The 26938-nt window shown below is 62.8% G+C and carries 24 protein-coding genes, 1 tRNA gene and 2 pseudogenes; 12 read left to right on the top strand and 15 right to left on the bottom strand.

Features of this window, described 5'->3' with window-relative positions; genetic code table 11:
* Nucleotides 1-125 precede the first annotated feature (125 nt).
* The 4 genes from AC0L23_RS13855 (at nt 126) to AC0L23_RS13840 (ending at nt 4270) form a co-directional block, all read left to right on the top strand.
* Nucleotides 126-1088 (top strand): CaiB/BaiF CoA transferase family protein, encoded by a 963-nt coding sequence (locus tag AC0L23_RS13855; protein ID WP_473357011.1) that lies wholly within the window; start codon nt 126-128, stop codon nt 1086-1088.
* Nucleotides 1089-1090: 2 nt separating this feature from the next.
* Nucleotides 1091-2014: an HpcH/HpaI aldolase/citrate lyase family protein gene (locus AC0L23_RS13850; RefSeq protein ID WP_085360601.1), complete on the top strand. Its 924-nt coding sequence runs from the start codon at nt 1091-1093 to the stop codon at nt 2012-2014.
* A 6-nt stretch (nt 2015-2020) separates the two neighbouring features.
* The gene (locus AC0L23_RS13845; RefSeq protein ID WP_085348775.1) at nt 2021-2959 is read left to right on the top strand and encodes an AEC family transporter; all 939 of its coding nucleotides are present in this window, start codon (nt 2021-2023) and stop codon (nt 2957-2959) included.
* A 240-nt stretch (nt 2960-3199) separates the two neighbouring features.
* Nucleotides 3200-4270, top strand: a complete 1071-nt coding sequence (locus AC0L23_RS13840; protein ID WP_085354353.1) for a hypothetical protein — start codon at nt 3200-3202, stop codon at nt 4268-4270.
* A gap of 214 nt (nt 4271-4484) precedes the next feature.
* On the opposite strand, the gene tenA is transcribed toward AC0L23_RS13840, so the two are convergent.
* Nucleotides 4485-5159, bottom strand: coding sequence for a thiaminase II (gene tenA, locus AC0L23_RS13835; protein WP_085348777.1), 675 nt, complete (start codon nt 5157-5159; stop codon nt 4485-4487).
* 490 nt (nt 5160-5649) lie between these two features.
* On the opposite strand from tenA, the gene AC0L23_RS13830 reads away from it, so the two are divergent.
* Together AC0L23_RS13830 and AC0L23_RS13825 are read left to right on the top strand one after the other, a co-directional pair.
* Complete coding sequence (locus tag AC0L23_RS13830) at nt 5650-6054, top strand: nuclear transport factor 2 family protein (RefSeq protein WP_085348778.1); 405 nt, start codon at nt 5650-5652, stop codon at nt 6052-6054.
* Between the two features lie 38 nt (nt 6055-6092).
* A complete protein-coding gene (locus tag AC0L23_RS13825) occupies nt 6093-6623 on the top strand; it encodes a hypothetical protein (RefSeq protein WP_085348779.1) in 531 nt (176 codons plus the stop codon).
* Between the two features lie 121 nt (nt 6624-6744).
* Here the strand turns inward: AC0L23_RS13825 and AC0L23_RS13820 are convergent, their stop codons facing one another.
* From AC0L23_RS13820 to AC0L23_RS13805, 4 genes and pseudogenes are all read right to left on the bottom strand, one after another.
* On the bottom strand, nt 6745-7503 hold the full coding sequence (locus AC0L23_RS13820; protein ID WP_085360545.1) for an AbiU2 domain-containing protein: 759 nt from the start codon (nt 7501-7503) through the stop codon (nt 6745-6747).
* Between the two features lie 26 nt (nt 7504-7529).
* A pseudogene (locus AC0L23_RS13815) lies at nt 7530-7793 on the bottom strand (hypothetical protein); the annotation flags it as partial.
* Nucleotides 7794-8040: 247 nt separating this feature from the next.
* Nucleotides 8041-8117: transfer RNA gene (locus tag AC0L23_RS13810), tRNA-His, on the bottom strand.
* Nucleotides 8118-8312: 195 nt separating this feature from the next.
* Nucleotides 8313-8744: a phasin gene (locus AC0L23_RS13805; RefSeq protein ID WP_018453573.1), complete on the bottom strand. Its 432-nt coding sequence runs from the start codon at nt 8742-8744 to the stop codon at nt 8313-8315.
* Between the two features lie 526 nt (nt 8745-9270).
* On the opposite strand from AC0L23_RS13805, the gene AC0L23_RS13800 reads away from it, so the two are divergent.
* Entirely contained in the window at nt 9271-12681 is a 3411-nt protein-coding gene (locus AC0L23_RS13800; RefSeq protein ID WP_085360547.1) for a PAS domain-containing sensor histidine kinase, read from the top strand.
* A 316-nt stretch (nt 12682-12997) separates the two neighbouring features.
* A complete protein-coding gene (locus tag AC0L23_RS13795) occupies nt 12998-14041 on the top strand; it encodes an AI-2E family transporter (protein WP_063745866.1) in 1044 nt (347 codons plus the stop codon).
* A gap of 90 nt (nt 14042-14131) precedes the next feature.
* On the opposite strand, the pseudogene AC0L23_RS13790 reads toward AC0L23_RS13795, so the two are convergent.
* A pseudogene (locus AC0L23_RS13790) lies at nt 14132-14278 on the bottom strand (acetyl-CoA C-acyltransferase); the annotation flags it as partial.
* 117 nt (nt 14279-14395) lie between these two features.
* Between AC0L23_RS13790 and AC0L23_RS13785 the strand changes: the two are divergent.
* Nucleotides 14396-14863 carry an MAPEG family protein gene (locus tag AC0L23_RS13785; protein ID WP_085383823.1) on the top strand — a complete coding sequence of 156 codons (468 nt, stop codon included), beginning with the start codon at nt 14396-14398 and terminating at the stop codon, nt 14861-14863.
* Nucleotides 14864-14866: 3 nt separating this feature from the next.
* On the opposite strand, the gene AC0L23_RS13780 is transcribed toward AC0L23_RS13785, so the two are convergent.
* On the bottom strand, nt 14867-16870 hold the full coding sequence (locus AC0L23_RS13780; protein WP_085360553.1) for a BTAD domain-containing putative transcriptional regulator: 2004 nt from the start codon (nt 16868-16870) through the stop codon (nt 14867-14869).
* Nucleotides 16871-17021: 151 nt separating this feature from the next.
* On the opposite strand from AC0L23_RS13780, the gene AC0L23_RS13775 reads away from it, so the two are divergent.
* The 3 genes from AC0L23_RS13775 to AC0L23_RS13765 all read left to right on the top strand — a co-directional run bounded on the left by AC0L23_RS13775 (nt 17022) and on the right by AC0L23_RS13765 (nt 18785).
* On the top strand, nt 17022-17210 hold the full coding sequence (locus AC0L23_RS13775; protein ID WP_018453567.1) for a hypothetical protein: 189 nt from the start codon (nt 17022-17024) through the stop codon (nt 17208-17210).
* A gap of 42 nt (nt 17211-17252) precedes the next feature.
* The gene (locus AC0L23_RS13770; RefSeq protein ID WP_085348786.1) at nt 17253-17480 is read left to right on the top strand and encodes a hypothetical protein; all 228 of its coding nucleotides are present in this window, start codon (nt 17253-17255) and stop codon (nt 17478-17480) included.
* 570 nt (nt 17481-18050) lie between these two features.
* Nucleotides 18051-18785: a hypothetical protein gene (locus tag AC0L23_RS13765; protein WP_240543164.1), complete on the top strand. Its 735-nt coding sequence runs from the start codon at nt 18051-18053 to the stop codon at nt 18783-18785.
* A gap of 257 nt (nt 18786-19042) precedes the next feature.
* On the opposite strand, the gene AC0L23_RS13760 is transcribed toward AC0L23_RS13765, so the two are convergent.
* The 8 genes from AC0L23_RS13760 to AC0L23_RS13725 all read right to left on the bottom strand — a co-directional run bounded on the left by AC0L23_RS13760 (nt 19043) and on the right by AC0L23_RS13725 (nt 26841).
* Nucleotides 19043-20215 (bottom strand): thiolase family protein, encoded by a 1173-nt coding sequence (locus AC0L23_RS13760; RefSeq protein ID WP_085360557.1) that lies wholly within the window; start codon nt 20213-20215, stop codon nt 19043-19045.
* Between the two features lie 151 nt (nt 20216-20366).
* Nucleotides 20367-21956: a phosphoglycerate dehydrogenase gene (serA, locus tag AC0L23_RS13755; protein WP_018453562.1), complete on the bottom strand. Its 1590-nt coding sequence runs from the start codon at nt 21954-21956 to the stop codon at nt 20367-20369.
* A gap of 229 nt (nt 21957-22185) precedes the next feature.
* Nucleotides 22186-23358 carry a phosphoserine transaminase gene (locus tag AC0L23_RS13750; RefSeq protein WP_085360559.1) on the bottom strand — a complete coding sequence of 391 codons (1173 nt, stop codon included), beginning with the start codon at nt 23356-23358 and terminating at the stop codon, nt 22186-22188.
* A 79-nt stretch (nt 23359-23437) separates the two neighbouring features.
* Entirely contained in the window at nt 23438-23629 is a 192-nt protein-coding gene (locus AC0L23_RS13745) for a hypothetical protein (RefSeq protein ID WP_240543165.1), read from the bottom strand.
* 171 nt (nt 23630-23800) lie between these two features.
* A complete protein-coding gene (locus tag AC0L23_RS13740) occupies nt 23801-24265 on the bottom strand; it encodes a GNAT family N-acetyltransferase (RefSeq protein WP_018453559.1) in 465 nt (154 codons plus the stop codon).
* Between the two features lie 25 nt (nt 24266-24290).
* Entirely contained in the window at nt 24291-24881 is a 591-nt protein-coding gene (locus tag AC0L23_RS13735; protein ID WP_018453558.1) for a glutathione S-transferase family protein, read from the bottom strand.
* Between the two features lie 68 nt (nt 24882-24949).
* Nucleotides 24950-25867 carry an outer membrane protein gene (locus tag AC0L23_RS13730; RefSeq protein WP_085348794.1) on the bottom strand — a complete coding sequence of 306 codons (918 nt, stop codon included), beginning with the start codon at nt 25865-25867 and terminating at the stop codon, nt 24950-24952.
* A 128-nt stretch (nt 25868-25995) separates the two neighbouring features.
* On the bottom strand, nt 25996-26841 hold the full coding sequence (locus AC0L23_RS13725) for an outer membrane protein (protein ID WP_240543166.1): 846 nt from the start codon (nt 26839-26841) through the stop codon (nt 25996-25998).
* Nucleotides 26842-26938 lie beyond the last annotated feature (97 nt).

The following is a 26938-nucleotide window of genomic DNA, read 5'->3' as shown; positions in this document are numbered from 1 at the left end:
TATAGCATTGCGCGATTTTGACGTATCGATTCCGACAAAGACCTCGGTATGATGACCCACGACTCGCCCTCCTTGTTTGAGGCTCTACCCGGTCCATCCGGGCAACCCTCGTCGCAACATCGAGGGTGAGTCGCCTCATTTTGTGGGGGGACATACAGAGCCCTGATGGCCAGAAGGTGCTCGAGGCCCTGCTGCCGCAGGCCGACGTCTTCATCCAGAACCTGGCGCCCGGTGCGGCGGAGCGGCTGGGCCTCGATGCCGCTTCGCTGCTGCGGAAGTTTCCCCGGATCATCGCCTGCGACGTGTCGGGCTATGGCGCGGGCGGTCCCTACAGCAACAAGAAGGCCTACGATCTCCTCGTGCAGTGCGAGGCCGGCGTTCTCGCCATCAACGGCACCGAGGCGGAGCCCGCCAAGGTTGGGCTGTCGGTGGTCGATATCGCCACCGGCATGTACATCCTCAACGGCGTGCTGATGGCGCTATATCGCCGCGAGCGCACCGGCAAGGGCACCGCCTTCCAGGCCTCGCTGTTCGATTCCATCACGGACTGGATGAGCTATCCCGCCTTCTACACGCAGAGTACGGGCCGGCCACTGCCGCGAACCGGGGCAAGGCACGCAACGATAGCGCCGTATGGCCCGTTCCGCGTCGGAGACGGCAACACGATTTTCTTCGGCATCCAGAACGACCGGGAATGGCGATCGCTGTGCGCCGTCGTGCTTGGCGAGGCGGCCCTTGCCGACCACCCCCGCTTCCGCAGCAATCCGCTGCGCATGCAGAACAGGGACGATCTGCAGGTCCATATCGAGCAGCGTTTTGCAGCGATGACCAGTGACGAGGTGCTGCGGCTGCTCGACGAGGCCTCGATCGCCAACGCGCATCTGAATTCGGTCGAGGCGTTCCTGGAGCACGAGCAGCTCCGCGCCCGCTCCCGGGTGCAAACGGTGGGATCTCGTTGCGGCCCGGTGATGAGCTTCCTGCCGGCTCTCACCATTCCCGGCCTGTCGCCCCGGATGGATCCCGTGCCTGACGTCGGGCAACACAACCAATCCATCCTCAGCGAACTCGGTCTCGCAAAGGAGACATGACGATGGCCCCTCAGCGGCCGACGCGGGTCTATCTGGCCGTTCCCGCGCATCGCTCCCGTCTCGTCGCCAAGGCGGCTACCTCGGCCGCGGATGCGGTGTTCATGGACCTCGAGGACGCCGTGCCGCCGTCCGAGAAGGGCGCGGCGCTGGAGGAAGCTGCGGGGGCTTTATCTTCTCTGGATTGGGGCAACAAGGTCGTCGCGGTCAGGCTCAACGCCGTCGACAGCCCCTTCATCGCGCAGGAAATCGGCACGCTCGCTGCGCTTCCCAGATTGGATTCGGTGATCGTGCCGAAGGCGGAGCGGGCGAGCGACATCGCCGCCATTGCCGATCAGCTGCGTGCGGCCGCGCCCGATCGCCCCTCGCCTGTTGCGCTCGAACTGCTGATCGAGACCGCGCTGGGTCTCGTCAATGTCGACGCGCTCGCCGCCGCGCACGACAGCGTCGCGGCCCTTCATCTCGGTGTCGGCGATTTCGCGGCGTCGATCGGCGCCCGCTCCTCGGAAATCGGCGCGTCGCCGGACGGCTACCGCCACGTGGGCTCCGCCCAGAGCGGCTATGCCTCGGCGCCGCTCGATCTGTTCGCCTATCCGATGATGCGCCTGCTGGTGGCCGCGCGCGCGTTCGGGCTACGCGCGATCGACGGTCCGTGCGGCGCGTTCCGGGACGGCAAACTGACTGAAAGCAGCGCGCTCAAGGCGGCTGCGATGGGTTTCGACGGCAAGCAGGTGATCCATCCCGACCAGATCGAGCCGACGCTGCGGGCGTTCGTCCCGTCCGACACCGAGCTCGCGCACGCGCGGCGGGTGGTCGCGGCCATGGAGCACGCCGAGGCGCAGGGCCAGGGCGCGGTGACGCTCGACGGCAAGATGATCGACTATGCCAATGTGCGGATGGCGCGCAGGATCATCGAGATGGGGTCGTAGCGGCGCATGACCACGGTGCTGATCGTCGCGCCGGTGTTTGCGCTGATCGCGGCCGGCTATGCCGCGGTGCTGTTTCGCTTCGTCTCGGAGACCGCGCACAAGGGCATCTCCGAATTCGCCTTCAGCATCGCGATTCCCGCGCTGCTGTTCCGCACCATCGTCGTCTCGGAATTTTCCGGCGTCAGCCCCTGGCGGATGTGGGGCGCCTATTATGGCGCGCTCGCGCTGACCTGGATCGCGGCGCTCATCCTCTCGGCGCTGCTGCGGCAACGGCGCGAGGATCGCGAGGACGGCGTCGTGTTCGCGATCGGCTCGGTCTACGGCAACATCGTGATGCTCGGCATTCCCCTCACGCTCTCGGCGCTCGGCAATGAGGCGGCAGGCCCGATGGCGCTGATCCTGTCGGTGAACACGCCGCTGCTCTGGCTCTGCGGCACGCTGCAGATGGAGCTGGTCGACCGCAAGCAGACCGCCTCGGCCGCGTCGCTGATCGTGCCGGTGCTGCTGGATCTTTCCCGTAACCCGATCATGCTCGCGATCGGCTTCGGCCTCGTCTGGCGCCTCACCGGCCTCGGCCTTCATCCCGTCGTCGACCGGACCGTCGAGCTATTGGCGCAGGCGGGATCACCGGCGGCGCTGATCGCGCTCGGCATCAATCTGTTCAGGTTCGAGGTCAAGGGCGAGATGTTGAGCGTGGTCGTGATGAGCGCGCTCAAGCTGCTGGCGATGCCGGCGGCCGCCTTCGTGCTCGCAAAACTGCTCGACCTGCCGCCGCTCGCAGCCGGCGTGGTCGTGCTGTTCGCGGCCATGCCGACCGGCGCGAATGCGTACATCTTCGCGGTACAATATCAGCGGCTGGTGAACCCGGTGTCGGGCGCGGTGGCGCTGGGCACGCTGCTGGCGGCGGTGACGTTGCCGGTGGTGGTGTGGGTGGTGGCGAGGTGAGGCAGGCTGTGCGCGATAACTCGCTTTGGAGCAAAAACTTCTTTGATGTCGTCCAGCTGTTTGGCACCGAACGCAATCCGCACATCAGCGTTCGTGGCGACACCTTGTCGTCGCTGTCCAAAGCTGTGTGATCTGCGTGGAACCCCTGACAGCACACGCGTGATAAATCCATTTCGGCGCATTGAACCGGTCGAAACGCTCAGCTGACCAAAAAGAGATCTGCAATATAGGAGCAGTTCCATGGGCATTCCCAAAGATGGGACGGTTTCGGTCCGCATCACATGCGTTGGTCACGCCAGCCGACGCTGGAGAGGTGCCCGCACGAAGGCGGCGGCGTCCGCATTGAATCAGCGCCTGTCGGAATTCAGGGCGAAAACGATCTTCGACCAGGTCGATCCCATCGTCAAAATGCAGCTGCCGGGATTGCCCGTCGCGCTTGGCCAAAAGGCAGTCGGGAGCACGGAACCGTTTCCGACGGCCGGCGAAGATAACGCCGCCATCGATCGCAGTGTCGTCCTCATGGTCGACCTGGTTTGGACAGGTACGGGCGGTTACAAGAAGGTGCACCGTCCGCCTCGGCTTGTTTATGCGCCGAGCACCTTCTGGGAGATGAAAATCGCAGCGCTCTTTGGCGCCTCGGGTATCGGCGTCAAATCGAGCTTGCTCCGCGTGAAGATCAAGAACTTGAGTACAGGGCGCGAACTTTCGCTTTTTGGGCCGATTATCGGCGGTGATCTGACCATCGGTGCCGGCATGTTCAAGAAGGTGCCCAAGGTGTCGCCCGTGAGCTTCGACAAGTTCGATCCCAAACAATTGCGGGATGCGCAAGTGGGCAAGCCGGTCGTGTTCACGACGCCGCTCATGGACTTCGACGACTGGATCAACGGATCGGAAGGCCAGCTCGTGCGGGTCGTTCACGGTCATCTTAAAACCGGCGTGACCAAGTCGCAGACGAGCTTTCTCCAGTTCGTCAGCGTCGATACTCATCCCGGCTCATTGGTCTTCGATCTGAAGGCGCTCGGTTTCTCGTTGGGTATTCCCGAGGTATCCAATCAGGTGCAATCCGGAACACTCAAAGCCGAAAATCATCCGTCAGACCAGTATCTCGTCGACACACCTGATGACGTCGTTCCTGTCCAAGTCGCACAGCACCGCAGCGAAGGCCTTCTGATCAGCTTCCCAACTGAAAAACATCACTGGACGGATTTGAGTTCGAGCCAGCAAGAGGAAGTGAAGCGATTTGTGTTGAACAGAACGGCAGCCATTCGCGCTTTGTCTGACTTCAAGGATGTGGTCGCCCCGACGCCGTGATGGGGCGGGTAGCTGGCAGACTGATTTCCCGACGAAGCTGTGGCTTCGTGCTTCAAGGGGGCGAGAAGCCGAGCATCCTGGCGGGATGCGCGCTCGAGCCACTGCAGGTGCCGACCTGCGCGAATACGTACATCTTCGCGGTGCAGTATCAGCGGCGGGTGAACCCGGTGTCAGTTGCGGTGGCTCCGGGCACGCTGCTGGCCGGCCGAAAGAATTATTGAACACGCTGGCCCTCGCGCCAGGCCATCTCCCAGAAGTCTGCCTCGAGTCGGGTGGCTTCCTTGAAGATCGCAATCAGCTCTGTCTCGCGTGCCGGCGTGGCGTAGAGATCGGCGAGATGCTCCATGTGCTCCCGCGCTTTGGCGGCGACCTCCTGGTACGGCGCGCCGGCATACTCGGCGATCCAGACGCGGTAGGCGTTCGTCGCAGCGGCCGCGAGGGGGAGCGAGGCGAGCCGCGTTGCGATCTCCGCGTACCCGATCACGCAGGGGGCAAGCGCCACCTTGAGAGCCAGCAGATCGCCGCGCATTCCCGCGTCGAGCACGTAGCGTGTATAGGCCAGCATCTCGGCCGCCGGAGGAGCCTGTTCAAGGTCGGTCGGGGACAGACCCCAATCGGCACAGAGCTTCACATGCAGGTTCATCTCGACGTCAAGGATGGCCGAAAGGCCGGCCGCAGCTTCACGCATGTCGGCAAGTCGAGGCGACTTGTAGACCGCGAGCGCGTAGGCGCGAGCAAACTCGATGAGGAACAAATAGTCCTGAACAAGGTAGTGACGAAACGCCGCTTTGGGGAGCGAACCGTCCGCCAATCCGTTCGTGAAGGGATGCTCGGTGTAAGCCCGCCATTCGACGGAGGCTGCTGTCTTGAGACGCTCGAAGAAACTCACGATCTTTTTTGCCCGGCTTGCTTGTCGGTAAACGTCTTTGGTTCGCTACCGATAGCGCATTGCCGACCGAGGAGCTACGGTGACCGCGCACAATACTGGCTTTGAGCGGCGTTGCGGACACTCCCCGCGTCGAGAGCTTTGTGCACTGTCACCGCAATGCTGGAGAGTGCGCCGCACCAACGCCCAAATAGCCAATCAGCGCAGGCCCAGGAACGAGAGCACCACACCAATCACGACGACGAGTCCGACCAGATAGATAATTCCGTTCATGTCTCAGCTCCTCAGCGTTGTCCGTCCTGCCGCAACACAAACACCAAGGTCGTGAAAAGGTTCGGGCGTAGCCTGACACCGTTTTCTCCTGAACTCGGGAACGAAAGCGAACGACCCTGCTTCGTGGCGTGCTGAGCCCTCGCCCCCCTCAATTCGATGATTTTGCGTTTACACGCAAAGGTCGCTAGGCTGCCTTGATACGTCCTGCAGGGAGGGTGACATGGGACAGCGTGAAGAGATGCTGGCATTGATCAGAAGCGCTTACGCGGCGCGCGACGGCAGTGACGCCGAGGGCTTGGTGACAGCCTTTCATCCCGAGGGTCTGTTCACCCTGATGGGCGACAAGAGCGCGCTCGAACTGACAGGGAGTATGCAGGGACATGAGACCCTGCGTGGCGCCTTCAGTAAATTGATCGATGAATTCGGCTTTGAAGGTCGCGAGATCCTGGCCGAGTTGGTGGACGGAGATCGCGTTGCTGTCCATTCCCGCGTCGACGTTCGATACCGTCCGACCGGGCGGGCTTCCAGCACCGAGATCCTGGACCTGTTCAGATTTCAGGGCGGCAAGATCGTTGAATTGATTGAGTTCGCGGACACTGCGCAGATCAAGGCGATGATCTCCTGAAGCGCGATGAGGTCTCGACATGGAATAGGACTGGGGCGATGGTAACCGTTGAGCAGATCAAGGAAAAGCTGCCAAAGTGGCCCGATATGGTTATCGAGGAGTGGCTTCTCTATTTCGCGAACGACATTGGGTGGCCGCCGGCGGAGCCCTTCGGCACAGATCGCTGGGGCGGGATCCTCGGCAATCGCCCGCTCTCATGGTGGGCCGAGGTAGAATGGAAACAAGAGAAAGTCGATTGCGACCGCACGCTACTAACCGATGTCACGCAACAACGGATAGCAGCCGTTTCTGATCCAATATATGCCAACACCGCGAGCGATGTTGAAAAGGGACAGTACCGTCGACCGTTCCAGCACATTCTCGAAAAAGGAGCATTCGCCAACCCGGCACTGGCGATGCGTGATGGTAACACACTTCATTTCGTCGATGGCCATCATCGACTCGCCGCCCTCACGGATTTGCGCGAAAAGGCGCCAGGCGTTCTTTTCGAGAAACCGGGACGCCAACGACCCTCGGCAGAGCAAATGGTGTGGATCGGAACCCACGCTAAGGGCGAACTCCCGTCGTAAACCTGTGTGCACCCGTCAGGATCGGGAGTTTGGTGCACACCTAAATTTATCTCACATACCCAAGCCGGACGGACGTGCGCCATCAGAAAGATAAAAGAACTCGCGCACGGGATCCTGAGGATCATCGCGCGACGATGAACTTGCACCCAGTCCAAAGTGCGGTGGCGTTGTCGCGGTTTATTTTCTGTGAATCCGCAATCGAAAAGCTCTTCCCGGCAACCCAGCAGTAAAGCCGTTCGACAATTGGAATCGAAGCCTCTAAAATTTGCGTTTCGTCCCCATACCTCATGGGCTGTACCGGGCCACGCTTCTCCCGGCGGGTTGTCGAGAGAGAATGCGCAAGATGCTTATCACGGATATTCATTATCGATGCCAACCTAGCCGAGTTAATTATTTCGCGCGCGTGCGATATCGATCCTTGCAACTCGATCTTCGCTTTCGCGGCCTGCTCATTACCGAACTCTCGATTGGACCTATTGACGGCTTCTTGAACCATTGCAGCAATCTCAGGGTCGTCGGATGTATTCAGGATGCGGCTTGAGCTATCGCCCCAATACTTCCGTGTTTCATGCGCTAGGAGATCTAAGATTTCCTCATCATCGATCAGTTCGATGACGGTCGGAATGTTTTCTTTGTCGGAATCTGCCGAGTCCCAAAGCGCGCAGAGCCGCACGATCTCGATCTGATGCATACTACGTTGGAAGACTTCAAAAGCATTCGCGGCATATGACTGCGGAATTTGTGACGTAAGCGTGTTGGAGTAGACCACAAACGAGTTGTTTGAGTGCAGCTCAAGAACATAGAGGAAATGATCCAGAACTCTCGCGATCTTTGATTTGGCTAAATCGATCCGTTCTGCTTTCGACAATTTTCTAAACATCGATCGCAATTCCGCAGCGAAGACCGTTATGGCGCTCTCTTCGGGATGTCGTCCCTCATCCCCCTGCCCGAGCGCATGAGCTGCTTTCGAGCAAGAACGATTAATCGTCCGGCGCTTCTGACGCGTCGCCAGCTTGTCTCTCCGTGTTCCCAGTGCTCTGCAAGAGCAGCATGTAGCGAATATTCCAGCTTCGTGATGTTCCAGAAGGGCTTCGCGAGAAGCTCGTCTAATTCGCCCGGGCACCATGTGCGAGCCTCACGCAATAGACGACGACGCGGATCAGTAGTCTTTCCAACTTTTACGAAGCCGCCCCAGCGAACCGCGTAAACCCAACCCCATCATTTCGAGCAATCCCCCAGTGAGGGGAAGTGCATCCGGCCTGTTGGGTCATTTGATCCCCGCTCCCGCGACTCAGATTGCAAGTATAGTTAGCTCAGTGGGGTGGGCAGGCCGATTTTGATGCGTTTCGCACCGATCCGTACCGTAGGATCCGGCAAGTCTATCAACAGGATGCTGGGACGGCGCAATTCTCATCGCTGGTACAGTTGGGTGGGCTCGAACCACCGACCTCCTGTTCCACAGACAGGCGCTCTAACCAACTGAGCTACAACTGCATCCTTGCGAGCCGCCCCGAGGGGCGCCCTTGATAGGGCCGGTCACCGAGGGGGGCTGGACGGGGCGGAAACTAGGTGCAACGGGCGTTTTTGGCAAGGCCGCAACACCCTCAAAACGTCCCGCAAGCGAGGTTATTTCCAAAGCAAAACCCGGGCTCTAGGCCCGGGTTTCTTAATTGAGACGGCCGCGCCAGATCAAGCGGCGGGGTAGAGCTTCGCGGCGGAAGCCTTGATCGGCTCGGCGGCGGCAGTGGCCGCGCGCTGGGTGATCTCGGCGAGCTCCCGGGCCTGGGCCTGGAAGGTCTCGAGCTGCGTCTTGGAATGGTTGGTCCACAGCGCGAACGCATCCTGCGGCGCCTTCACGCTGAACAGCTCCTGGGTGAAGTCGAGATGGGCCTTGGTGTTGGCCTTCGCGAACTCCATCAGCTTGGCGGTGTATTCGCTCACGCCCTTGTGGGCGGACGCGAACACGGCCTCGACGGTGCCGTTGTGGGTCTCGGCAGCGTCCTTGAACTTGGCGTAGTTCTCGCGGGCCTGCGACACGCCCTTTTCGGCGAACGCACGCATCTGCTCCGGAACCTCGAACGGAATGACGGAGGCGGAGAATGGATCAGTCGTACCTGTCATGCTTTGTCCCTCACACTAATGAAAAAACGGAGTGAGCCTTCAGGCGCGCCCGCCGGCCAACCGGGTGACGGGTGCGAAGACTGGAAACACAAAACGAATGATGGCTCGCCCAGCGCGGGGACCATGCCTGCCTAAGATGTCAACATTGTGCAACGCAACGGGTTTTGGGGTGCATTGCGCAAATTTAATCGCGGGGAGGATGAGGTTCCTGGGCTGGGGAACCGGTGGTTGAGGTAATCAGGTGCTGCCTGAGCGCGCACCTCGTCCTTCGAGACGACCGCTGCGCGGTCTCCTCAGGATGAGGCTGGGCGGCATGGGTATCTGGGGACGCGGAGATCTCGAAGGATGGGGATGCGAACGGGCTACGGCTTGCGGGGTCAGGGACATTAAGGTTATCGCGGCTTTAGGCCTTGGCGGCTAGGCTTCGGCCGTGGACCTGCCCGGCCCTGCGGGCGATACTAACCCTTTCTTAAGGCTGTCATTCCCGGCAGCCTGATGCGCACAAGCGGGACGCGAAGCCGGTCGGATGACGAGTTCGGATTTCCAGTTGCGAGGCGTGGGCGATCCCCGGCTGGCCGTGCACGCGACCTCGCCGCTGCCCGTCTGGCTCTGGTCGATCGACGGCACGCGCGTGCTCTGGGCCAATCCGGTCGGGGCAAGACTGTTCGGCGCGGCCCATGCCACGGCGCTCGCAGACAAGACCTTCGGGCCCGCCGACAGCCACCGCCGCCAGATCATCCGGCTTGCCGGCCGGCTGCCTCCGAACGGCGCGATCCGGCTCGAACGGCTGCGCGGCTTCGGCGCGCGGTTGGGCACTCTGATGACCTGCGCCTGCGCCCGGCTCGACTTCGCCGATGGCGGCCGCGCCGTGCTGGTCACCGCGATGGACCCCGGCTTGCGCACCATGCCGCTGGTCGAGCGGCTGCTTCGTCTGGTCGACGGCGCCAAGACGCCGATGGCGGCGTTCGCACCCGACGGCCTGTTCGTCGGCGCCAGCGAAACGGCCCGCACCCTGCTCGGCTTCCGCGATCTCACCGAGGGCGGCCTCGAACAGGCGCGCAGCGACGCGCTTCGCCAGGGCCGCGCCGAGACGCCGATCGGCATCGGGCAGATGGTGCTGCAGCGTGTCGGCAGCGGAGCCGATGTCGGCCTGGTCGCGCTGATCGAGCCTGCCGTGCAGCAGGCGGCGGCTGCGACTGATGAGGTCGAGCCCGAGGCCACTGAAGAGGTCGCGCGCGAAGAGATCGCCCGAGAAGACATCGCTCAGCATGAGGCTGCGCCGGCCGCTGCTCCAGCCGCCGTGCCGCAGGATGTGCAAGCCGCGCCGTCGCACGAGGCGCCATCAGAGATCGCGCTGTTCGACGCCTTTGCCGAGCCGGTCGACGCGCCGCAAGCAACGATCGCGCACGAACCGCCCGCAAGCGAGCCGGCGACCGAGATCGTCTCGATCCAGCAAGCCGTCGAGCAAGCGGGCGAAGCCGCGCCAGAAACTCCGGTTGAAAACTCGGCCGAAGCCATGGTGTCGCCGCAGGCAGCGCCGACCGTGACCGGCATGGTCGAGCCGCCGTCGGGCCACGAAGAGCCGCCCGCACCGCGTCAGCATCCGCTGCGCTTCCTCTGGAAGGCGGATGCAGAGGGCCGCTTTGTGCTTCTGTCTGACGAATTCATCCACCTGATCGGCCCGCGCACGGCCGCCGGCTTCGACCGCCCCTGGCGCGAGATCGCCGACGCCTTCGCGCTCGATCCTGAGAGCCGCGTGGCGCAGGCGCTTGCGAGCAAGGATACCTGGGCCGGGATCACCGTGAACTGGCCCGCCGATGGCGGCGAGCATCTGCCGGTCGAGCTTGCCGGGCTTCCGGTTTATGACGGCGACCGCAATTTCGCGGGCTTCAGGGGTTTTGGCGTCTGCCGCGATCTCGACGGCCTCAACCGGCTCGATGCGCTCAGGCGCTTTGAGCTTTTGGCCGAACCGGCGGCGCCGCAAAGCCTGTCCGCCAATGTGGTCGAACCCGAGCCAGAGCCCGAGCCGCCGCCTCCGCCGATCGAGCCGCCCGCGCCTGAGCCCGAGCCTGAAGCCGAACTGACCGACCCCACAACCGACGCGAATTCACATCCAACCGATCCGGAAACGCCAGTGGAAACGCCTCCCAATGTCCTGCCGTTCCGAGCGCCCGGCGACACGCGATCGCCGACGCTGACGCCGGTCGAGAACAGCGCGTTCAACGAGCTCGCCCGCCAATTGTCCGAGCGCCTCGAACGCGACAAGGAAACCATCGCGGCATCGTCCGAGCCGCCGGATGCCGAGATCACGCCTGAAGCGCCGACGCCCACGCCGGAGCCTGAGACGCCGCACGCGCCCGCCGAATGGCTGACCGCGCCCGCGCCGCCCGCGCACGGCCACAGCAGGCGCGACCGCGCGCTGCTCGACCTGCTGCCGAGCGGCATCCTGATCTACCGACTCGACCGCCTGCTCTACGCCAACCCCGCGTTCCTCGCGCGCATGGGCTATGCCAGCCTGAGCGCACTGGAGAATGCCGGCGGGCTGGACGCGCTCTATGTCGAGCCTGGCGTGTCCGCGGCCAGCAGCACGTCGCAGGCAGGCACGCCTGTCACGATCAGCGCGACGCTCGCCAATGGCGAAGCGCCGCTGCCGACCACCGAAGCGCATCTGCACGCGATCGACTGGGACGGCGAGAGCGCGCATGCGCTGATCTGCGCGCTGCCGCAGGCTGCGCCCGTCATCGCGGAGACCATGGTCGCCGAGGCCGTTGTCCCGGAGACCATTGTCCCCGAGACCTTCCCCACCGCGCCGGAGCCCGACGCCGGCGAGGCGGCCGCCGAAGATCTCGCCGCGATCCTCGACACCACGGCCGAGGGCATCGTGATGTTCGATGCCGAAGGCAACATCCACGCCTGCAACCGCAGCGCCGAGGCGCTGTTCGGCTATGACGGCGAGACGCTGATGCAGCAGAATCTGGTGACGCTGTTCGCGCCGGAGAGCCAGCATGTCGTGATCGACTATCTGGAAAACCTCAAGAGCCAGGACATCGCGAGCCTGCTCGACCACGGCCGCGAGGTGCTGGGGCGCGAGAAGAAGGGCGGCGTCATTCCGCTCGCGATGATCATGGGCCGCACCCGGCCCGACGGCCCGAACTTCTTCGCCGTGTTCCGCGATCTCTCGCACAGCAAGCAGGGCGAGAGCGAGCTGACGCAGGCGCGACGTCTGGTCGACGGCGCGGCCAATGCCAAGGCCGACATGCTGGCGCGGATCAGCCACGAGATCCGCACGCCGCTCAACGCCATCATCGGCTTCTCGGAGGTGATGATCTCGGAACGCTTCGGCACGCTCGGCAACGAGCGCTACGGCGAGTACATGAAGGACATCCGCGCCTCCGGCGAGCGCGTCATCGCCATCATCGACGACCTGCTCGAGCTGTCGCGGATCGAGACCGGCAAGCTCGACCTCAACTTCGCCAACCTCAACCTCAATGATCTGGTCGAGGCCTGCGTGGTCGTGATGCAGCCGCAGGCCAATCGCGAGCGCATCATCATCCGCACCTCGCTCGGCCATGCCCTGCCGCAGGTGAGCGCGGATGCGCGCGCGATGCGGCAGATCACCATGAACCTGATCTCGAACTCGATCCGGCTCGCCAGCGCCGGCGGCCAGGTCATCGTCTCGACCGCGCTCACCGACCGCGGCGAGGTCGCACTTCGCATCCGCGACACCGGTCACGGCCTCAGCGAGCGCGAAGTCGCCGCCGCGATGGAGCCGTTCCGCACGCCGCCGCCCGGCGACGCCGAAGACAGTTCGGCGCTGAGCTTGTCGCTGACCAAGGCCCTGGTCGAAGCCAACCGCGCCCGCTTCAACATCAAGAGCGCGGCGAACTCCGGCTCGCTGATCGAGGTGGTGTTCGCACCGGCACTGGCGCAGGCGTAAGCGGCGAACGCGATTTCCTGCCCGCGGTGCACGGGCGGCTTCGGCCGAGCCGCGCCCCGCGAAGGGCGCCAGCTCATTGCGACTTCTTCCCGAGCGGAACCGAAGCCCCTCTTTGCGGCTTGAAGCCTGGACCCAGCGTTTCTCCTGCTGATCAGTTCGACACTGCAGCTCCGCACTCCAGCGACTTCAAATGACCGACCGAGCGAAATCCGTGGCATCGAAGCAGCGTCCGCCCAAGCGGAGCGAGGCGGTGCGGAGCGACAGAGGCCCGACCACGACTGAGCGAAAGCCGCTGCCTACCGGCGCAGGCGCGCGCATGAACGCCCGAGTCGTGCTTGCCCTTGCGCTGGTCGCACTCGCGTTGTGGACGGCGGCGGGCTTTCTGCCCGCGGTGATCTGGGCCGCGATACTCGCAACCAGCCTGTGGCCGCTCTACACCAAGTTTGCGGCACGCGTGACCTCCGGCCGCTCCAGCCTGGCCCCGCTGGTCTTCACGCTCGTCGTCGCCCTCATCCTGTTTACGCCGATGTCGCTTGCCGTCTATCAGATCGCGCAGCAAGGCGATCTGCTCGTGGGCTGGATGAAACAGGCCGGAGAGAGCGGGATCGAAGTGCCTGATTGGCTCGCCCGCCTTCCGATCGCCGCAGAGAGCATCGAGCAGTGGTGGCGCAGCAATCTTTCCGATCCCAAAGCCGCGACCGCATGGCTGAAAAGCGTCAACGCAGACAACGCATCGGAACTGTTTCGAACGTTCGGCGGACAGCTGCTTCATCGCCTGTTTCTTCTGTTCTTTTCGCTGATCGCCTTGTTCGTCTTGCTGCGCAACGGCCGGTCGATCTCGGACCGCGTGCTGGAAACCTGCGATCGGCTTTTCGGTGAGGCGGGAGAGGGTCTCGCCGAGCAAATGGTCGATGCGATCCGCGGCACCGTGAACGGTACGGTGCTGGTCGCCGCAGGCGAGGGATTATTGATCGGCGTGGCCTATTTCGTCGCGGGCGTGCCGCATGCCATCGTATTCACGATATTGACCACGGCCTTCGCCATGCTTCCGTTCGGCGCCTGGCTCGCTTTCACCGCTGCGGCGGTGGTGCTGGTCTCTGGCGGAGGCAGCGGCTTCGCAGCCGCGGGCGTCTTCTTCTGGGGCGCGATCGTCATGTTGGCCGGCGATCATTTCGTCTGGCCGACCCTGGTCGGCGACTCCGCGCGGCTGCCGTTTCTGTTCGCGTTCGTCGGGATCTTCGGAGGCTTGGCTGCCTTCGGCCTTCTGGGCTTGTTTCTCGGCCCGGTGATCATGTCGGCGTTGCTGGTGGTCTGGCGCGAGTGGGTGTTCCGACCTGTCGCGCCCGAGAAGAACGGTTGAGTTGCCGCGGGCGTATCCCCAAGCACACGCCAGAAAGCAAAAGGCACGGCGCTTGCGACGCCGTGCCTTCCGCATTCATGAGGCTCGATCTCAGCTGTAGATTTCGAACAGTCCCGCGCCGCCCTGGCCGCCGCCGATGCACATCGTCACGACGCCCCACTTCGCCTTGCGGCGCTTGCCCTCCTGGAGGATGTGGCTGGTGAGCCGCGCGCCGGTCATGCCGAACGGATGGCCGATCGGCGCTGGCGAAGGCATAAGGCGAGATCAGGCTGGGACTGGACTGGCGGCTGCCTTTACGTGGTGGCGCAACCCGCTCGGACATGTAGTATGGCCCTGCCGGAGCGGGGTACCAAATTGGACGGAATCAATCTTCACGATCCCCTCTTCGCCACCTATGTCGTTGCCGCCAGCTTGATCATCCTCAAGGCCGTGGCGATGTCGTGGCTCACCGTGGTCCGGATGGTGAGGGCCCAGGGCGGCTACCGTTCGCCGGAGGACATCAAGAAGACGCCACTGAATCCCGCACCCGATCCGGCGCAGCTTCTTCCCAACGAAGATGTGGAGCGGATCCGCCGGATCCAGATGAACGATCTCGAGAGCCTGCCGTATTTCCTGGTCGCGGGCTTTCTTTGTGTTCTCACAAAGCCGTCGCTGCTTCTCGCGCAATGCCTGCTCTACGGCTACGTTGCCTCACGCCTGCTGCATTTTCTCGCCTATCTCACCGGGCAAATTCACGACATTCGCGCAATGCTGTGGACCGTCGGCTCGGTCATCCTGGTCTTCATGACCGTGCGCACGCTGCTCGTTGCACTCGGCGCTTGAGGCTCAGTCGGCCACGCCGGCGATCTGCTGGGCCGAAAGGTAGCGTTCAAGCGCCTCGTGCTGCTTGAAAAAGCGCATGGCGCGCAGATCGCGGATCGTCGTTTTTTGTGCCGCATCGCGAACCCGGGTGACCTCGCGGGCTTCCTCCAGCCGGCCGACCCCGACCAGGTTGGCCGCGAGCATGCGATGTCCGGTGCCGTTGCTCGGATTGTGCCGAACCGACTTGCGCGCCCAGGCAACGCCCTCCTCGTACTGCCCGAGGGCAAAGTAGGACGCGGTCAATCCCGTCATCCACATATGGAGCATGCTGTCCTCGGGGCTGAGGACGAGAGACCGATGCAGGCATGCGAGTGCGTTGGCATAATCGCCTCCCATGCTGTCGATCATTCCGAGTACACCCCATGCGAAAGCCGAACTCGGATTGAGCCTTGCGGCTTCGCTGGCGTGAATGCGCCCCTGATCGTTGTCGCCGGCGGGCCCAAACAGCGTGAAGCCATAGACAGCGTGGGCGAAAGCGTCCCCACTATCCTGCTCGACGGCGCGGCGCGCCAGACCGACCGCCTCGGACGCGGCATCCGCAGACATGTTGGCGCCGAGCGGCGGAGCCATCACGAGTCCCCAAGCCAGCGCCGCCAGCGTCGCCGTTCGCTCCTGATCGAGGCTCAGAGACCGCCGAAGCAGATCGATGGCCTTGACGATACCTTCGCGGGTGCCGCCCCATAAATGGTGAAGGCCGCGCAAATACAGATCATAGGCCGAAAGATCAGTTGGCGGCTTGCGGCGTGCGCGTTCGATCTCGGCGCTACGAACGGCGGGATCGACGACTGCGGCAACACTGCTGCTGACGTCGTCCTGCAGGTCGAAGATGTCGACCAGGGGGCGATCGTAGCGATTGGACCAGACCTGGGCCTCGCTTCCGGTATGAGTGAGCTCGGCCGAGACGCGAATGCGGTTGCCCGCCTTGCGAATATGACCGCTCAGGACGTATTGCGCACCGAGTTGCTGCGCAATCTGCCGGCTGGTCATTCCCTTGTCCCGAAGGGCAAAGCTCGATCCGGCCGCGATCACCACCAGCTCGCGAAAGCGCGATAGAGCGGTGATGATGTCTGCAGTGACGCCATCGGCGAAGTAGTCCTGTTCGGTTTCATCACCCATGTTGCGGAACGGAAGCACCGCCACGGAGGGCCTGTCGTTGCCGAACACGTGCTCCGCCTGGTGCGAAAGGTCTGCCGTCGGGTCCGCTGCCGGCAGAACGATCTTCTGCTCCTGGACCTTGCGCAATTCCGCAGCCAGCGCGCTGGTTGTGGCATCGGGCGCGGTGCCGAGCTCTTGCTTCAGAAAGGCAACGACGGCCTGATAATATTTGAGCGCCTCGGCGTTGCGGCCGGCCGCGGACAACGCGCGCATGATCAGGCGGTGCGCATCCTCACGCATGCTGTTGAGTGCATTGGCGCGCTGGCCGGCGAGCAGGGCATCGCCGGCACGTCCGTCGGACAGTTCCTGGTCGCCGAGCGCTACCATCGCGCCGACAGCCAGCTCCGATAACCGCTCGCGTTCGCCGGCCACCCACTCGCTCCAGCCCTCAGCGTTGACCGCGATGTCATCGACGAGGCGCCCGCGATAGAGATCTGCCGCCGCGGTCAGCGCGTCACGGCTGCCCTTTCTGACAAGCCGCTCGAATTGCGGCACATCGCAGGTGATCACAACGGCATTCAACGAAATGAATTCGCCGTCACTCCTGAGAGCACTCTGACCAAGAACTTGACGCAGCTTGAACAGGGCCTGTCGCAGGTTTTGCTTCGCCTGCGCTTCGAAGTGCGATCCCCACAGCAAGGTCGAGAGTTTTTCGCGGTGCTGAGGCTGAGGTGCCGTGCAGGCCAGATAGGCCAGCAATCCCGCGAGCTTCTTGTTCGGTAAGCTGACGGCACCGTCCGGCCCGATCAGTTCAAAACGTCCAAGAAGTGCGAGAGTAAAACTTGGGCTGGGCGCGGGTGCAGTTTCGGTCATTCCGCCTCAAAAATAAGCAGATGCGCTCACGGATATACATCCTACACGAATTGCCGCCTTAGCGAACAATATTAACGCTGCAGTGACGGCCGAGTGACGCCGGCGACGACGACAGTGGGTTCAGATCGCATCGCGACGAGATGCCGGTTGGTTGATCGACGCGGAGCAATTTCATCCGGAAGTCAGCGTGCGCGCGCATCACCTCATCATGATCGTCGTTGGCTTGTTCGTGGTTCTCGCCGGATTCGACGCAGCGTTGACGACCTTTGCACACCCGACACTCAGGGCCGCTTCGCAGTCGGCGCCGCCCGTCGCACCGCTCCTTTTCGGAGGCGACTGATCGCACGCCGGCATCACAACAGTCATCAAACAGGAGGTCGCATTGACCGACATCGCACAGCAGGGAAGACAATCGCAGAGGTTTCTCGCGTCCGATCAAGAACAGCGATTGGTTGCGATGTGGAGACTTGGAGTGGTCGCCTTCTATGGCTCGCTCCTGGCGCTGGTGATTGCCTTCGCGGCAATGAGCAAGGCGCCCCGAGAGCGCCAAGCCAACCTGGCCTCCGACGATTTCGTTACCCACTACATTTCGAACCCGCCGGCGCCGTAGGCGATCGGGACGAGCGACAGCAAAGCATATGAGGACAATCGTGAACAATCACAACCGTGCTGCGTCTCCAATTCGGGCCAGATCTCCGGCATCGCACGACAGAAAGCGAACAGGCGGCGAGACGCGCCTGATGATTCTCGTTCTGCTGGGATTCGGCCTCGTTCACGTGATCGGCGCGATCCTCATTCAGCGCGCGTCGACCGAGCGAGGTGATCCGCCCCTGATCCTCGCTTCGCACACCGACTGACGGCCGCCACATGCAGCCGGTTCATGGGATTTGAAAACCAGGAGGCAACATTGCCAGCAATCATACGCACGATTTCCCGCACGGTCCTCTCGGTCATCGGTGCCGAATTGGCGAAGCACGCCCTCCTGTTATGCGCAGCGTGCGCCTTTGTGTTCGTGCTCTCACGAACCTACGGCCTGGATTTGAGCGCCGGATTCTTCTGACGTTCGCAATGGTGGCCGACATGACTGAAATCTGAAGACGCATCGTCGTCGATGCGCAAGTCCTGAGGAGCTGAGATGTACGTTGGCCGGATATTGTCCACGCTTGGCGGACAAGGACCTATGCTCCTGGTGATCTCGCTTTGCGCAGGGCTGATGATCACTCCCTTCGCTCATCTCGGCTACGATCTTTTGCCTTTTTCGGCATTTCTTCTGACGCTGGGCTCGTTTCTTACGGCGGGTCTTGCCCCCTCTGAAGCCAGCATTCGTCCGCTCCTGATGGGCGTGGTACTTGCCTGGGTTGGCCTGGTGCTGCCATTCGCTGCTGCGATTCTGCTGTCCTTTGCTCCGCTTGATCCTGCGCTGCGGGCCGGCGTTCTGCTTTCACTGCTGGCGCCGCCGGTCGGAAGCGCCGCTGCGATCGCCGGAATGCTCGGTTTGCGACCACGTCTTGCACTGCTCGTTTCCATCGCACTGACCTTGCTCACGCCGATCTCGATTCCGAGTTTTGCCACGGTGCTCGGGCTTGGAATTGCATTCGACATGGGCGGGCTGGCAATCCGGCTCTTCAGCATTATCGGCGCTGCAGGCCTGGTGGCCTTCTTAGCCATGAGGTTTCGTCGTCATGTGATTCCCGTTATGCCCGATCAAAGCGCCGCCACCGGGATCGCCGTTGTCGGGCTCATGATCGTGGGGCTTGCCACCTCGCAAGGCATACGGGCGCAATGGACCAGCAACGCCCTGCGTTTCGACGTGATGCTCGCCGCGGCGATCGTGTTCAATTTCGGTCTGTGCGTCCTCGCTGCCCTGACGTTCGCGAGGCTGGGTGGCAAACCGCCGGTACCATCGGTCTCGTGAGCGGAAACCGCAACGTCACGCTCGTGTGGGCAGCGGCGAGCTTCGGTCTGCCGTCGCTGGCGGAAGGTTATGTCGCTGCGTGCGTCATCCCGGTCCTCGCGCTTCCCCTCATCATCAAGCTTTGTCTTAGACTACCATCCTTCAGCCGCTTCATCCCACAAAACCGATGACCCAAAGAGTACACGCCTGACCTGGTGCTCAAACAACAAGGCACGGCGCTTGCGACGCCGTGCCTTCCGCATTCATGAGGCTCGATCTCAGCTGTAGATTTCGAACAGTCCCGCGCCGCCCTGGCCGCCGCCGATGCACATCGTCACCACGCCCCACTTCGCCTTGCGGCGCTTGCCCTCCTGGAGGATGTGGCCGGTGAGCCGCGCGCCGGTCATGCCGAACGGATGGCCGATCGCGATCGATCCGCCGTTGACATTGTACTTGGCGGGATCGATGCCGAGCTTGTCGCGCGAATAGAGACACTGGCTGGCGAAGGCTTCATTGAGCTCCCAGAGATCGATGTCGTCGATCTTCAGGCCATGACGCTTCAACAGCTTCGGCACGGCAAAGATCGGGCCGATGCCCATCTCGTCCGGCTCGCAACCCGCGGCCGCCCAGGCGACGAAGCGGCCCATGGGATTGAGGCCGCGCTTCTCCGCGTCCTTGGCTTCCATCAGCACCACGGCCGCGGCGCCGTCCGACAGCTGGCTGGCGTTGCCGGCCGTGACGAACTTGCCGGGGCCCCTGACGGGCTCGAGCTTGGCGAGACCTTCCAGCGTGGTCTCGGGCCGGTTGCACTCGTCGCGGTCGACGACGTAATCGACGATCGACTCGGCCTTGGTCGCCTTGTCGACCACCTTCATCTTAGTCTTCATCGGGACGATCTCGTCCTTGAACTTGCCGGCCTGCTGCGCGGCGGCCATGCGGCGCTGCGACTCCAGCGAATACTCGTCCTGATATTCACGGCTGAGATTGTAGCGCTCGGCGACGATATCGGCGGTGTCAATCATCGCCATGAAGATCGCCGGTGCCGTCTTGAGCAGTTCGGGATCGATCGTCTCCTTCGGCGTGCCGCCGCCCGGCATCGAGATGCTCTCGACGCCGCCTGCGACGATGCAGTCGGAACCGTCCGAGCGGATCGAGTTGGCGGCCATCGCGATGGTCTGGAGACCGGACGAGCAGAACCGGTTCACCGAGACGCCCCCGGTCGATTTCGGCATTCCCGCCAGCAGCGCGGCCTGGCGGCCGATGTTCGGCGCGCCATGAGCGCAATTGCCGAGATAGCAATCCTCGACATAGTCCTTCTCGACGCCGGCTCGGTCGACTGCGTGGTGAATGGCGTGGGCCGCGAGCGACATCGGCGGGGTGATGTTGAACCCGCCGCGGCCGGATTTCGCGAGGCCCGTGCGTGCATAGGAAACGATGACGGCTTCACGCATTGTTTTCTCCCTTTCGAACGATTTTGACCGGAGCATCGGTCGAGGTTTCTCGGCGCCATTGGTACACAATGTCCGGCGGTCGCGGGAGAAATAAAAACGCCGCCCTCGCGAGAGGGCGGCGTTGTTCCGCGGGTCGGAATATGTCGGCGGATCAGAACGTCAGCGCCTTGACCTGCTTGACCTGCGGCAGGGCCTGCACCTTGGCAAGCAGATCGGCCGGCACCGCGCCGTCGACCTCGATCAGCGCGATGGCATCGGAGCCCGGCGCAACGCGGCCAAGATGGAAGGTCGCGATGTTGATCTTGGCATCGCCGAGCAGGCTCGCGAACTTGCCTATGAAACCCGGCTTGTCCTCGTTGGTCACGTAGATCATCGACTTGCCAAATTCAGCGTCGACGCGGATGCCCTTGATGTCGACCAGGCGCGGCTTGCCGTCGGCATAGACCGTGCCCGAGACCGACCGCCCCTGCCGCTCGGTGGTGACGGTGACGGTGATCAAGCTTTCATAGTCGCTCTGGGCGGCGCGGACGATCTCGTCGACCACCATGCCGCGCTCCTTGGCGACGACGGGCGCGGAGACGACGTTGACCTCGCCCAGCATCGGCCGCAGCAGGCCGGATAGCACGGCGGAGGTGATCGCCTTGATCTTCATCTCGGCGACGTGGCCCTCATAGGTGATCTCGACCTTAAGGATGCCGCTCTCGGTGAGCTGTCCCGCGAACGAACCGAGCTTTTCAGCGAGCGCGATGAACGGCTTCAGCTTCGGCGCCTCTTCCGCCGTGATGGAGGGGAAGTTGACGGCATTCGAGATCGCACCGGTGAGCAGGTAATCCGACATCTGCTCGGCAACCTGGAGCGCGACGTTCTCCTGCGCCTCGGTGGTGGACGCGCCGAGATGCGGCGTGCAGATCACGTTGGGATGACCGAACAGCACATTCGCGGTGGCGGGCTCCTCGACAAAGACGTCGAAAGCGGCGCCGGCGATGTGCTTGGAATTCAAAGCGTTGACCACGGCCTGCTCGTCGACGAGACCGCCGCGGGCGCAGTTGATCAGGCGCACGCCCTTCTTCATCTTGGCGATCGCGGCTGCGTCGATGATGTTCCTGGTCTTCTCGGTGAGCGGCGTATGCAGGGTGATGAAGTCGGCGCGCTTGAGCAGGTCGTCGAGCTCGACCTTCTCGACACCGATGTCCCTGGCGCGCTCCGGCGACAGGAACGGATCGAACGCGATCACCTTCATGCGCAGGCCGAGCGCACGGTCGGCGACGATCGAGCCGATGTTGCCGCAGCCGACGACGCCGAGCACCTTGCCGGTGATCTCGACGCCCATGAAGCGGTTCTTCTCCCACTTGCCGGCCTGGGTCGAAGCGTCCGCCTGCGGAATCTCGCGCGCCAGCGCCAGCATCAGGGTGATGGCGTGCTCGGCGGTCGTGATCGAATTGCCGAACGGCGTGTTCATCACGATGATGCCCTTGGCCGTGGCGGCGGGAATCTCGACGTTGTCGACGCCGATGCCGGCGCGGCCGATCACCTTGAGATTGGTCGCCTTCTCGAGGATCTTCGCGGTCGCCTTGGTCGCCGAGCGGATCGCGAGGCCGTCGTAATTGCCGATGATCTCGGCGAGCTTGTCCTTGTCCTTGCCGAGGTTGGGCTGGAAGTCGACCTCGACACCGCGGTCCTTGAAGATCTGTACGGCGGCGGGAGAGAGCGCGTCGGAAATGAGAACTTTGGGTTTGGTCATGGGAATGTGTCCTCTGCCTTCCTAAGGGAAGGGCCTTAGACCGGATTGGGTGAATGTCTCGGAGCACTTCTCCCTCTCCCGGTTCTTACGGGGAGAGGGTCGGGGTGAGGGGCAGCCACAAGCGAGGAGCAAGCCGAGAGAGGCCCCTCACCCGGATCGCACCGGACGATGCTTCGCATCGCCGGGGGCGACCCGACCTCTCCCCGTAAGAACGGGGAGAGGTAAAAAACTACGCCGCCTTGGCGAGCGTGGCCTTGGTCTCGGCGAAGGCCCAGTCGATCCACTGGGTCAGCAGCGCGACATCACTGGCCTCGACGGTGGCGCCGCACCAGATACGCAGGCCGGCGGGCGCATCGCGATAGTAGGCGAAGTCGTAGCCCGCGCCCTCTTTCTCGACCAGCGCCACCAGCTTCTTGCTGAACTCGGCCTGCACGTCCTCGGAGAGTGAGGTGATCGCGGGATCGGTGAACTTCAGGCACACCGAAGTGTTGGAGCGGATTGCGGCGTCCTTGGCGAGGAAGTCGATCCAAGGCGTCTTAGCCTTCCAGTCGGCGAGCACCTTGGTGTTGGCGTCGGCGCGCGCGATCAACGCCTTCAGGCCGCCGATCGACTTGGCCCAGTTCAGTGCGTCGAGATAATCCTCGACGCAGAGCATCGACGGCGTGTTGATGGTCTCGCCGACGAAAATGCCTTCGTTGATCTTGCCGCCCTTGGTCATGCGGAAAATCTTCGGCAGCGGCCAGGCCGGCTTGTAGGTTTCGAGCCGCTCCACCGCGCGGGGCGACAGGATCAGCATGCCATGCGCGGCTTCGCCGCCGAGCGCCTTCTGCCAGGAGAAGGTGACGACGTCGAGCTTGGCCCAGTCGAGGGGTTGCGCGAACGCGGCCGAGGTGGCGTCGCAGATGGTCAGGCCTTCGCGGGTCGCGCTGATCCAGTCGGCGTTCGGCACGCGCACGCCCGAGGTGGTGCCGTTCCAGGTGAAGACGACGTCGGACTTCGGATCGACCTTGGAGAGGTCGGGGATCTCACCGTAAGCCGCGTTGAGGTTGGTGACGTCCTTGAGCTTCAATTCCTTGACGATGTCGCTGACCCAGCCCTCGCCAAAGGATTCCCAGGCGAGCGTGGTGACGGGCCGCGCACCCAGCATCGACCACAGCGCCATCTCGACCGCGCCGGTATCGGAGGCCGGCACGATGCCGATGCGATAATCAGCGGGCACTTCGAGCACTTCGCGCGTCAAATCGATCGCGAGCTTGAGCTTGGTCTTGCCGACCTTCGCGCGATGCGAACGGCCGAGCGCTGCGTCCTTGAGATTTTGGGCATTCCATCCGGGGCGCTTGGCGCAGGGGCCGGAGGAAAAATGCGGCACGTTCGGCCGCGAAGCGGGCTTCGCTACAGTCATCGTCTACCCTTCCAGATAGTAAGCCTCCCGTTGGGGGGAGGTGTCCCGCCGCGGCTGATACGGGAATCGGGAAGACCAGTCAAGGAAGTTCCGGCGCCTCACGCGCGGGTGATGGCGCCTCCGGTGCGATCTTGGGGGAATCGACCACCGCCAGCGCGTTCAGCAAGCCCGTGGCATCGCTGATCAATTGCGCGGCGCGGCGGCGGCTGCCGACTTTCAAAATGCATTTGTCATTGGCCTGCACGACGTAGTCGTTGCCGACCTTGATCATCGAATAGCTTGTCATCGAAATCCCCGAACCGATCGAGCCCGGTTTCGACGTCCCGTAGCACCGTTCGTTCCTTCACCAACGTGAACGCCGTGACGGTGGTTTATCAGCTCTTAATATGAACGTACGCGCGATCCGATTTCGCTGATCGCGCAAGGCTCATAGCGTGCTGCGTCAAAAGCGGACAGTCATGCCGACGTGACTCGCCGTGAACCCAAGCCGCTTGTAGAAGCGCTGCGCATCTGTTCGCGTCTGATGCGTCAGCAGTTCGACGAGATTGCAACCGCGCGCTTTCGCTTCCGTCACCGCCCATTGCACCAATTGCTCGCCGATGCCGCGGCTGCGGCAATCGGAAGCGACGCGGACGTCTTCGAGCAGACCGCGCAAGCCGCCTTGCGAGCTGAGACCCGGCAGGATCGCGAGCTGCAGGCAGCCGACCACCCTGCCCTCACTCTCGACAACCACAAGCTGGATATTTTGATCGCGCTCGACCCGCGCGAATGCCTCGTAATAGGACGCATGCAACGGGTCTTCCACGCGCTCGCGTGCGCTCCCGAGATGATCGTCGGCGAGCATCGTCACGATCGCAGCAACATCTTCGCGGCGCGCGGGACGAATGGAGACAGATTCGGCGTTCATAAAGTTACTCCTGCCTCAAGCGCGCCTAACGCACCTTGGGTAGCCCGAGAAAGGTCTCGGCTTCGCCGATCCAGCGGCGGATGGCGGCATAGCGACCGAGATCGAAGCCGCCTTCATGCGCGACGCGCGTATAGGCAAGCAGCGAGACGTCGGCAAGCGAAACGTCATCACCGGCGAAGAAGCGGTTTGCCGCCAGATGCTGCTCCATGCGATCGAGCGCCGCGTAGCCGCGCTTGACCTTTTCAGGATCGAGCTCGGAGGCGTCCTTGCCGAGATAGACGAGCTGGAAGCGGCACACCGCGATATAGGGCTCGTGGCTGTATTGTTCCCAGAACAGCCATTCGTCCATCTTGGCGGCAGTGAAGGCGTCGCCCGGAATGAGCGCACTGTCGCGCGCGAGATAGCGGATGATGGCATTGGACTGCGCCAGCGTGCGACCGTCGTCGAAAGCGACGGTGGGCACCTGGCCGGCACCGTTCATCTGGAGGAATTGCGGCGTACGGGTCTCGCCCTTGCGGGTGTCGATCTCGATCCACTCGTAGAGCACCGCGAGCTTGTCGCAGACCCACTTCACCTTCAGACAATTGCCGGAATTGCTATCGCCGTAGATCCGCATCGGTGCCCCCGCGCATTCGGCGACAGAGCATCAGGACGGAAGGAATCTGTCAACAGGAAGCGGGCGACTCAGAACTGGTAGCCAATGCCGACGCGGAAGTTATTCAGGCCGACAGTGATGTCCTTCACGTCCGAGAAGCCGACATGCTCCCATTCGCCGCGAACCAGGATGTTGTTGCAGATCGCGTACTCGACACCGATACCGGCCGTCCATCCGTACATGAAGCTGTTGGTGCGCAGCTCAGTCTTGTTAAACGTACCCGTGTCAATCGTGTCCTGTCGATGGATCGTCGCCGTAACACCGCCCAGGACAATCGACTCGTCATAGTCGTCATGCTTGATGTAGGACACCGTCGCGAATCGCGAAACTTCAGCGCGCCCAATCGCCAGACCGGCGAAGGCATAGGGCATGAAGTCGCCGCCGTCCCAACCGACCCGACCGCGGAAGGTGGCGTAATCCTTCAGCTTTAGCGCAGCACCACCACCGAGTGAAGTGACGTAGGTATAGGTATGGCCCGTTGGCGCCGTCTCACCGTCGAGAATGCGTGTCATGGAATCACTTGCCGAGCTCGATATATTCTTCATGTAGCTGTAATTGGCCTCGACGCCGAACACTGCATCGTAGAGCTGCCAATTGCGGCCGACATAGGCGCCAAACCCGGTCGACTGCACGTGGTTACTCGGCAGCAGCGACCAGCCGCCGACTGGCGCCTCAAGGATGCTGTTGCGAAGCATGAAGTCGGTCATCGTCTTCGGAGCATGACTGAAATCAACATCGGTCGTGGCAAACCCGAACTGGCCGCCAACATAAAAACCGTCCCAGTTGTGGGACGTCTTTGACAGCCCGTCGGTGAAGCTGCCTCGGAGGATGGGAAGATCGGAGAGATCGGCCGCGTGCGCCGCAGAGACCGTCCCCAACATCGCCACCGCCAACAAAAGCCTACGCATCGAACGCTCCATCGAACTCGAACTTTCGCTCGTGATCATGGCCCGTTAACCTTAACCAATGGTTGCGCCGGAGGCTTTCGTCGCCGCCCGCCATGAAAAATACGCAAAGCAAAACGGCGCGGGATGATCCCGCGCCGTTAAGAGAGATTAAGCGATGAGGCTGACGATCAGCCCTTGGTGACGAGCGGCGGCATGTAGGCCGGCGGGCTGTCGAGATTCCAGCGCACACCGAGCTTCAGGTCGTGCGAGGTAATGTCCTTGAACTTGAAAACGTTGCCGGTGGTTGCCCCGGTGTAGGTCGACAAGACACCGGTTTGCCCCTCACCCATATCGACATAGCTGTAGGCCAGTTCGAGAACGAGGTTGGGATTGACCTTGTACGCGAGACCCGCATGGGCAGCCCACGCCAGGTTCCACTTCGAACCGGCTGGTGCGCTCGAGAAGCTCGCCGTCGAGAACGCAAGATCGTTGATGCCGGTATCGGTAAAGTTCGAGATGGAGACGCGTGCGCCGCCAACGCCGGCACCGATGAACGGCGTGATGCACCACCAGGTGCCCAGGTCGACATACGCGTTCGCCAAGACCAGCCATTCGGACTTGGATGCGCTGTAATTATCGATCCCGCTGTAGGGCACGCCGCCCGCGGTTCCGGTGAAACGATCCGTTCCCTTGAAATTCGAATTGCCGCGATACTGCCCGGTCACGTCCGCGCGGAACCAATTGTTGAACCGGTAACCCGCGCCGAGGCCAAAGATGCCGGCGGTGTCGAACGACGACTGCTGATTGAACGAGGTGAGCTGCGAATAGGCGGACTCGCGACCGTAGTGGAGATCGCTCGTCTTCTGATTGCTGAAGCCGACGTCGCCGCGCAGGTACCAGCCACCGAAGTCGGCGGGCGGAGCCGGGGGCGCGTACATCGGAGGGGGCGCCGCGATCGGCATGTCGGCGGCGAACGCCATCGAGGAGATCAGGGTTGCCGCACCCGCGGCAAGGAGAGACTTAACGCTACGCATTGGCTTCGTCCTTTTGGCCGGTGAGGCAATACGGCGCCTCACGTTCTGGAAACTCACGGCCCGGACGATGCCAGCAAATGTTTAAGCGCCACTTAAC

It is taken from the genome of Bradyrhizobium sp. MI1.4 (assembly GCF_055811315.1).
Note: the sequence above shows the minus strand (reverse complement) of the source record. Positions and strands in the feature narration are given on the sequence as shown.

Coding starts and splice junctions, on each gene's coding strand:
- AC0L23_RS13845 (WP_085348775.1), top strand. CDS start 2,021: ATGACCACGGTGCTGATCGTCGCGCCGGTGTTTGCGCTGATCGCGGCC.
- AC0L23_RS13850 (WP_085360601.1), top strand. CDS start 1,091: ATGGCCCCTCAGCGGCCGACGCGGGTCTATCTGGCCGTTCCCGCGCAT.
- AC0L23_RS13805 (WP_018453573.1), bottom strand. CDS start 8,744: ATGACAGGTACGACTGATCCATTCTCCGCCTCCGTCATTCCGTTCGAG.
- AC0L23_RS13750 (WP_085360559.1), bottom strand. CDS start 23,358: ATGACTGTAGCGAAGCCCGCTTCGCGGCCGAACGTGCCGCATTTTTCC.
- AC0L23_RS13740 (WP_018453559.1), bottom strand. CDS start 24,265: ATGAACGCCGAATCTGTCTCCATTCGTCCCGCGCGCCGCGAAGATGTT.
- AC0L23_RS13765 (WP_240543164.1), top strand. CDS start 18,051: ATGCTCCTGGTGATCTCGCTTTGCGCAGGGCTGATGATCACTCCCTTC.
- AC0L23_RS13840 (WP_085354353.1), top strand. CDS start 3,200: ATGGGCATTCCCAAAGATGGGACGGTTTCGGTCCGCATCACATGCGTT.
- AC0L23_RS13745 (WP_240543165.1), bottom strand. CDS start 23,629: ATGATCAAGGTCGGCAACGACTACGTCGTGCAGGCCAATGACAAATGC.
- AC0L23_RS13730 (WP_085348794.1), bottom strand. CDS start 25,867: ATGATCACGAGCGAAAGTTCGAGTTCGATGGAGCGTTCGATGCGTAGG.
- AC0L23_RS13830 (WP_085348778.1), top strand. CDS start 5,650: ATGGGACAGCGTGAAGAGATGCTGGCATTGATCAGAAGCGCTTACGCG.
- AC0L23_RS13820 (WP_085360545.1), bottom strand. CDS start 7,503: ATGTTTAGAAAATTGTCGAAAGCAGAACGGATCGATTTAGCCAAATCA.
- AC0L23_RS13725 (WP_240543166.1), bottom strand. CDS start 26,841: ATGCGTAGCGTTAAGTCTCTCCTTGCCGCGGGTGCGGCAACCCTGATC.
- AC0L23_RS13760 (WP_085360557.1), bottom strand. CDS start 20,215: ATGCGTGAAGCCGTCATCGTTTCCTATGCACGCACGGGCCTCGCGAAA.
- AC0L23_RS13825 (WP_085348779.1), top strand. CDS start 6,093: ATGGTAACCGTTGAGCAGATCAAGGAAAAGCTGCCAAAGTGGCCCGAT.
- AC0L23_RS13795 (WP_063745866.1), top strand. CDS start 12,998: ATGAACGCCCGAGTCGTGCTTGCCCTTGCGCTGGTCGCACTCGCGTTG.
- AC0L23_RS13780 (WP_085360553.1), bottom strand. CDS start 16,870: ATGACCGAAACTGCACCCGCGCCCAGCCCAAGTTTTACTCTCGCACTT.
- AC0L23_RS13735 (WP_018453558.1), bottom strand. CDS start 24,881: ATGCGGATCTACGGCGATAGCAATTCCGGCAATTGTCTGAAGGTGAAG.
- AC0L23_RS13800 (WP_085360547.1), top strand. CDS start 9,271: ATGACGAGTTCGGATTTCCAGTTGCGAGGCGTGGGCGATCCCCGGCTG.
- serA (WP_018453562.1), bottom strand. CDS start 21,956: ATGACCAAACCCAAAGTTCTCATTTCCGACGCGCTCTCTCCCGCCGCC.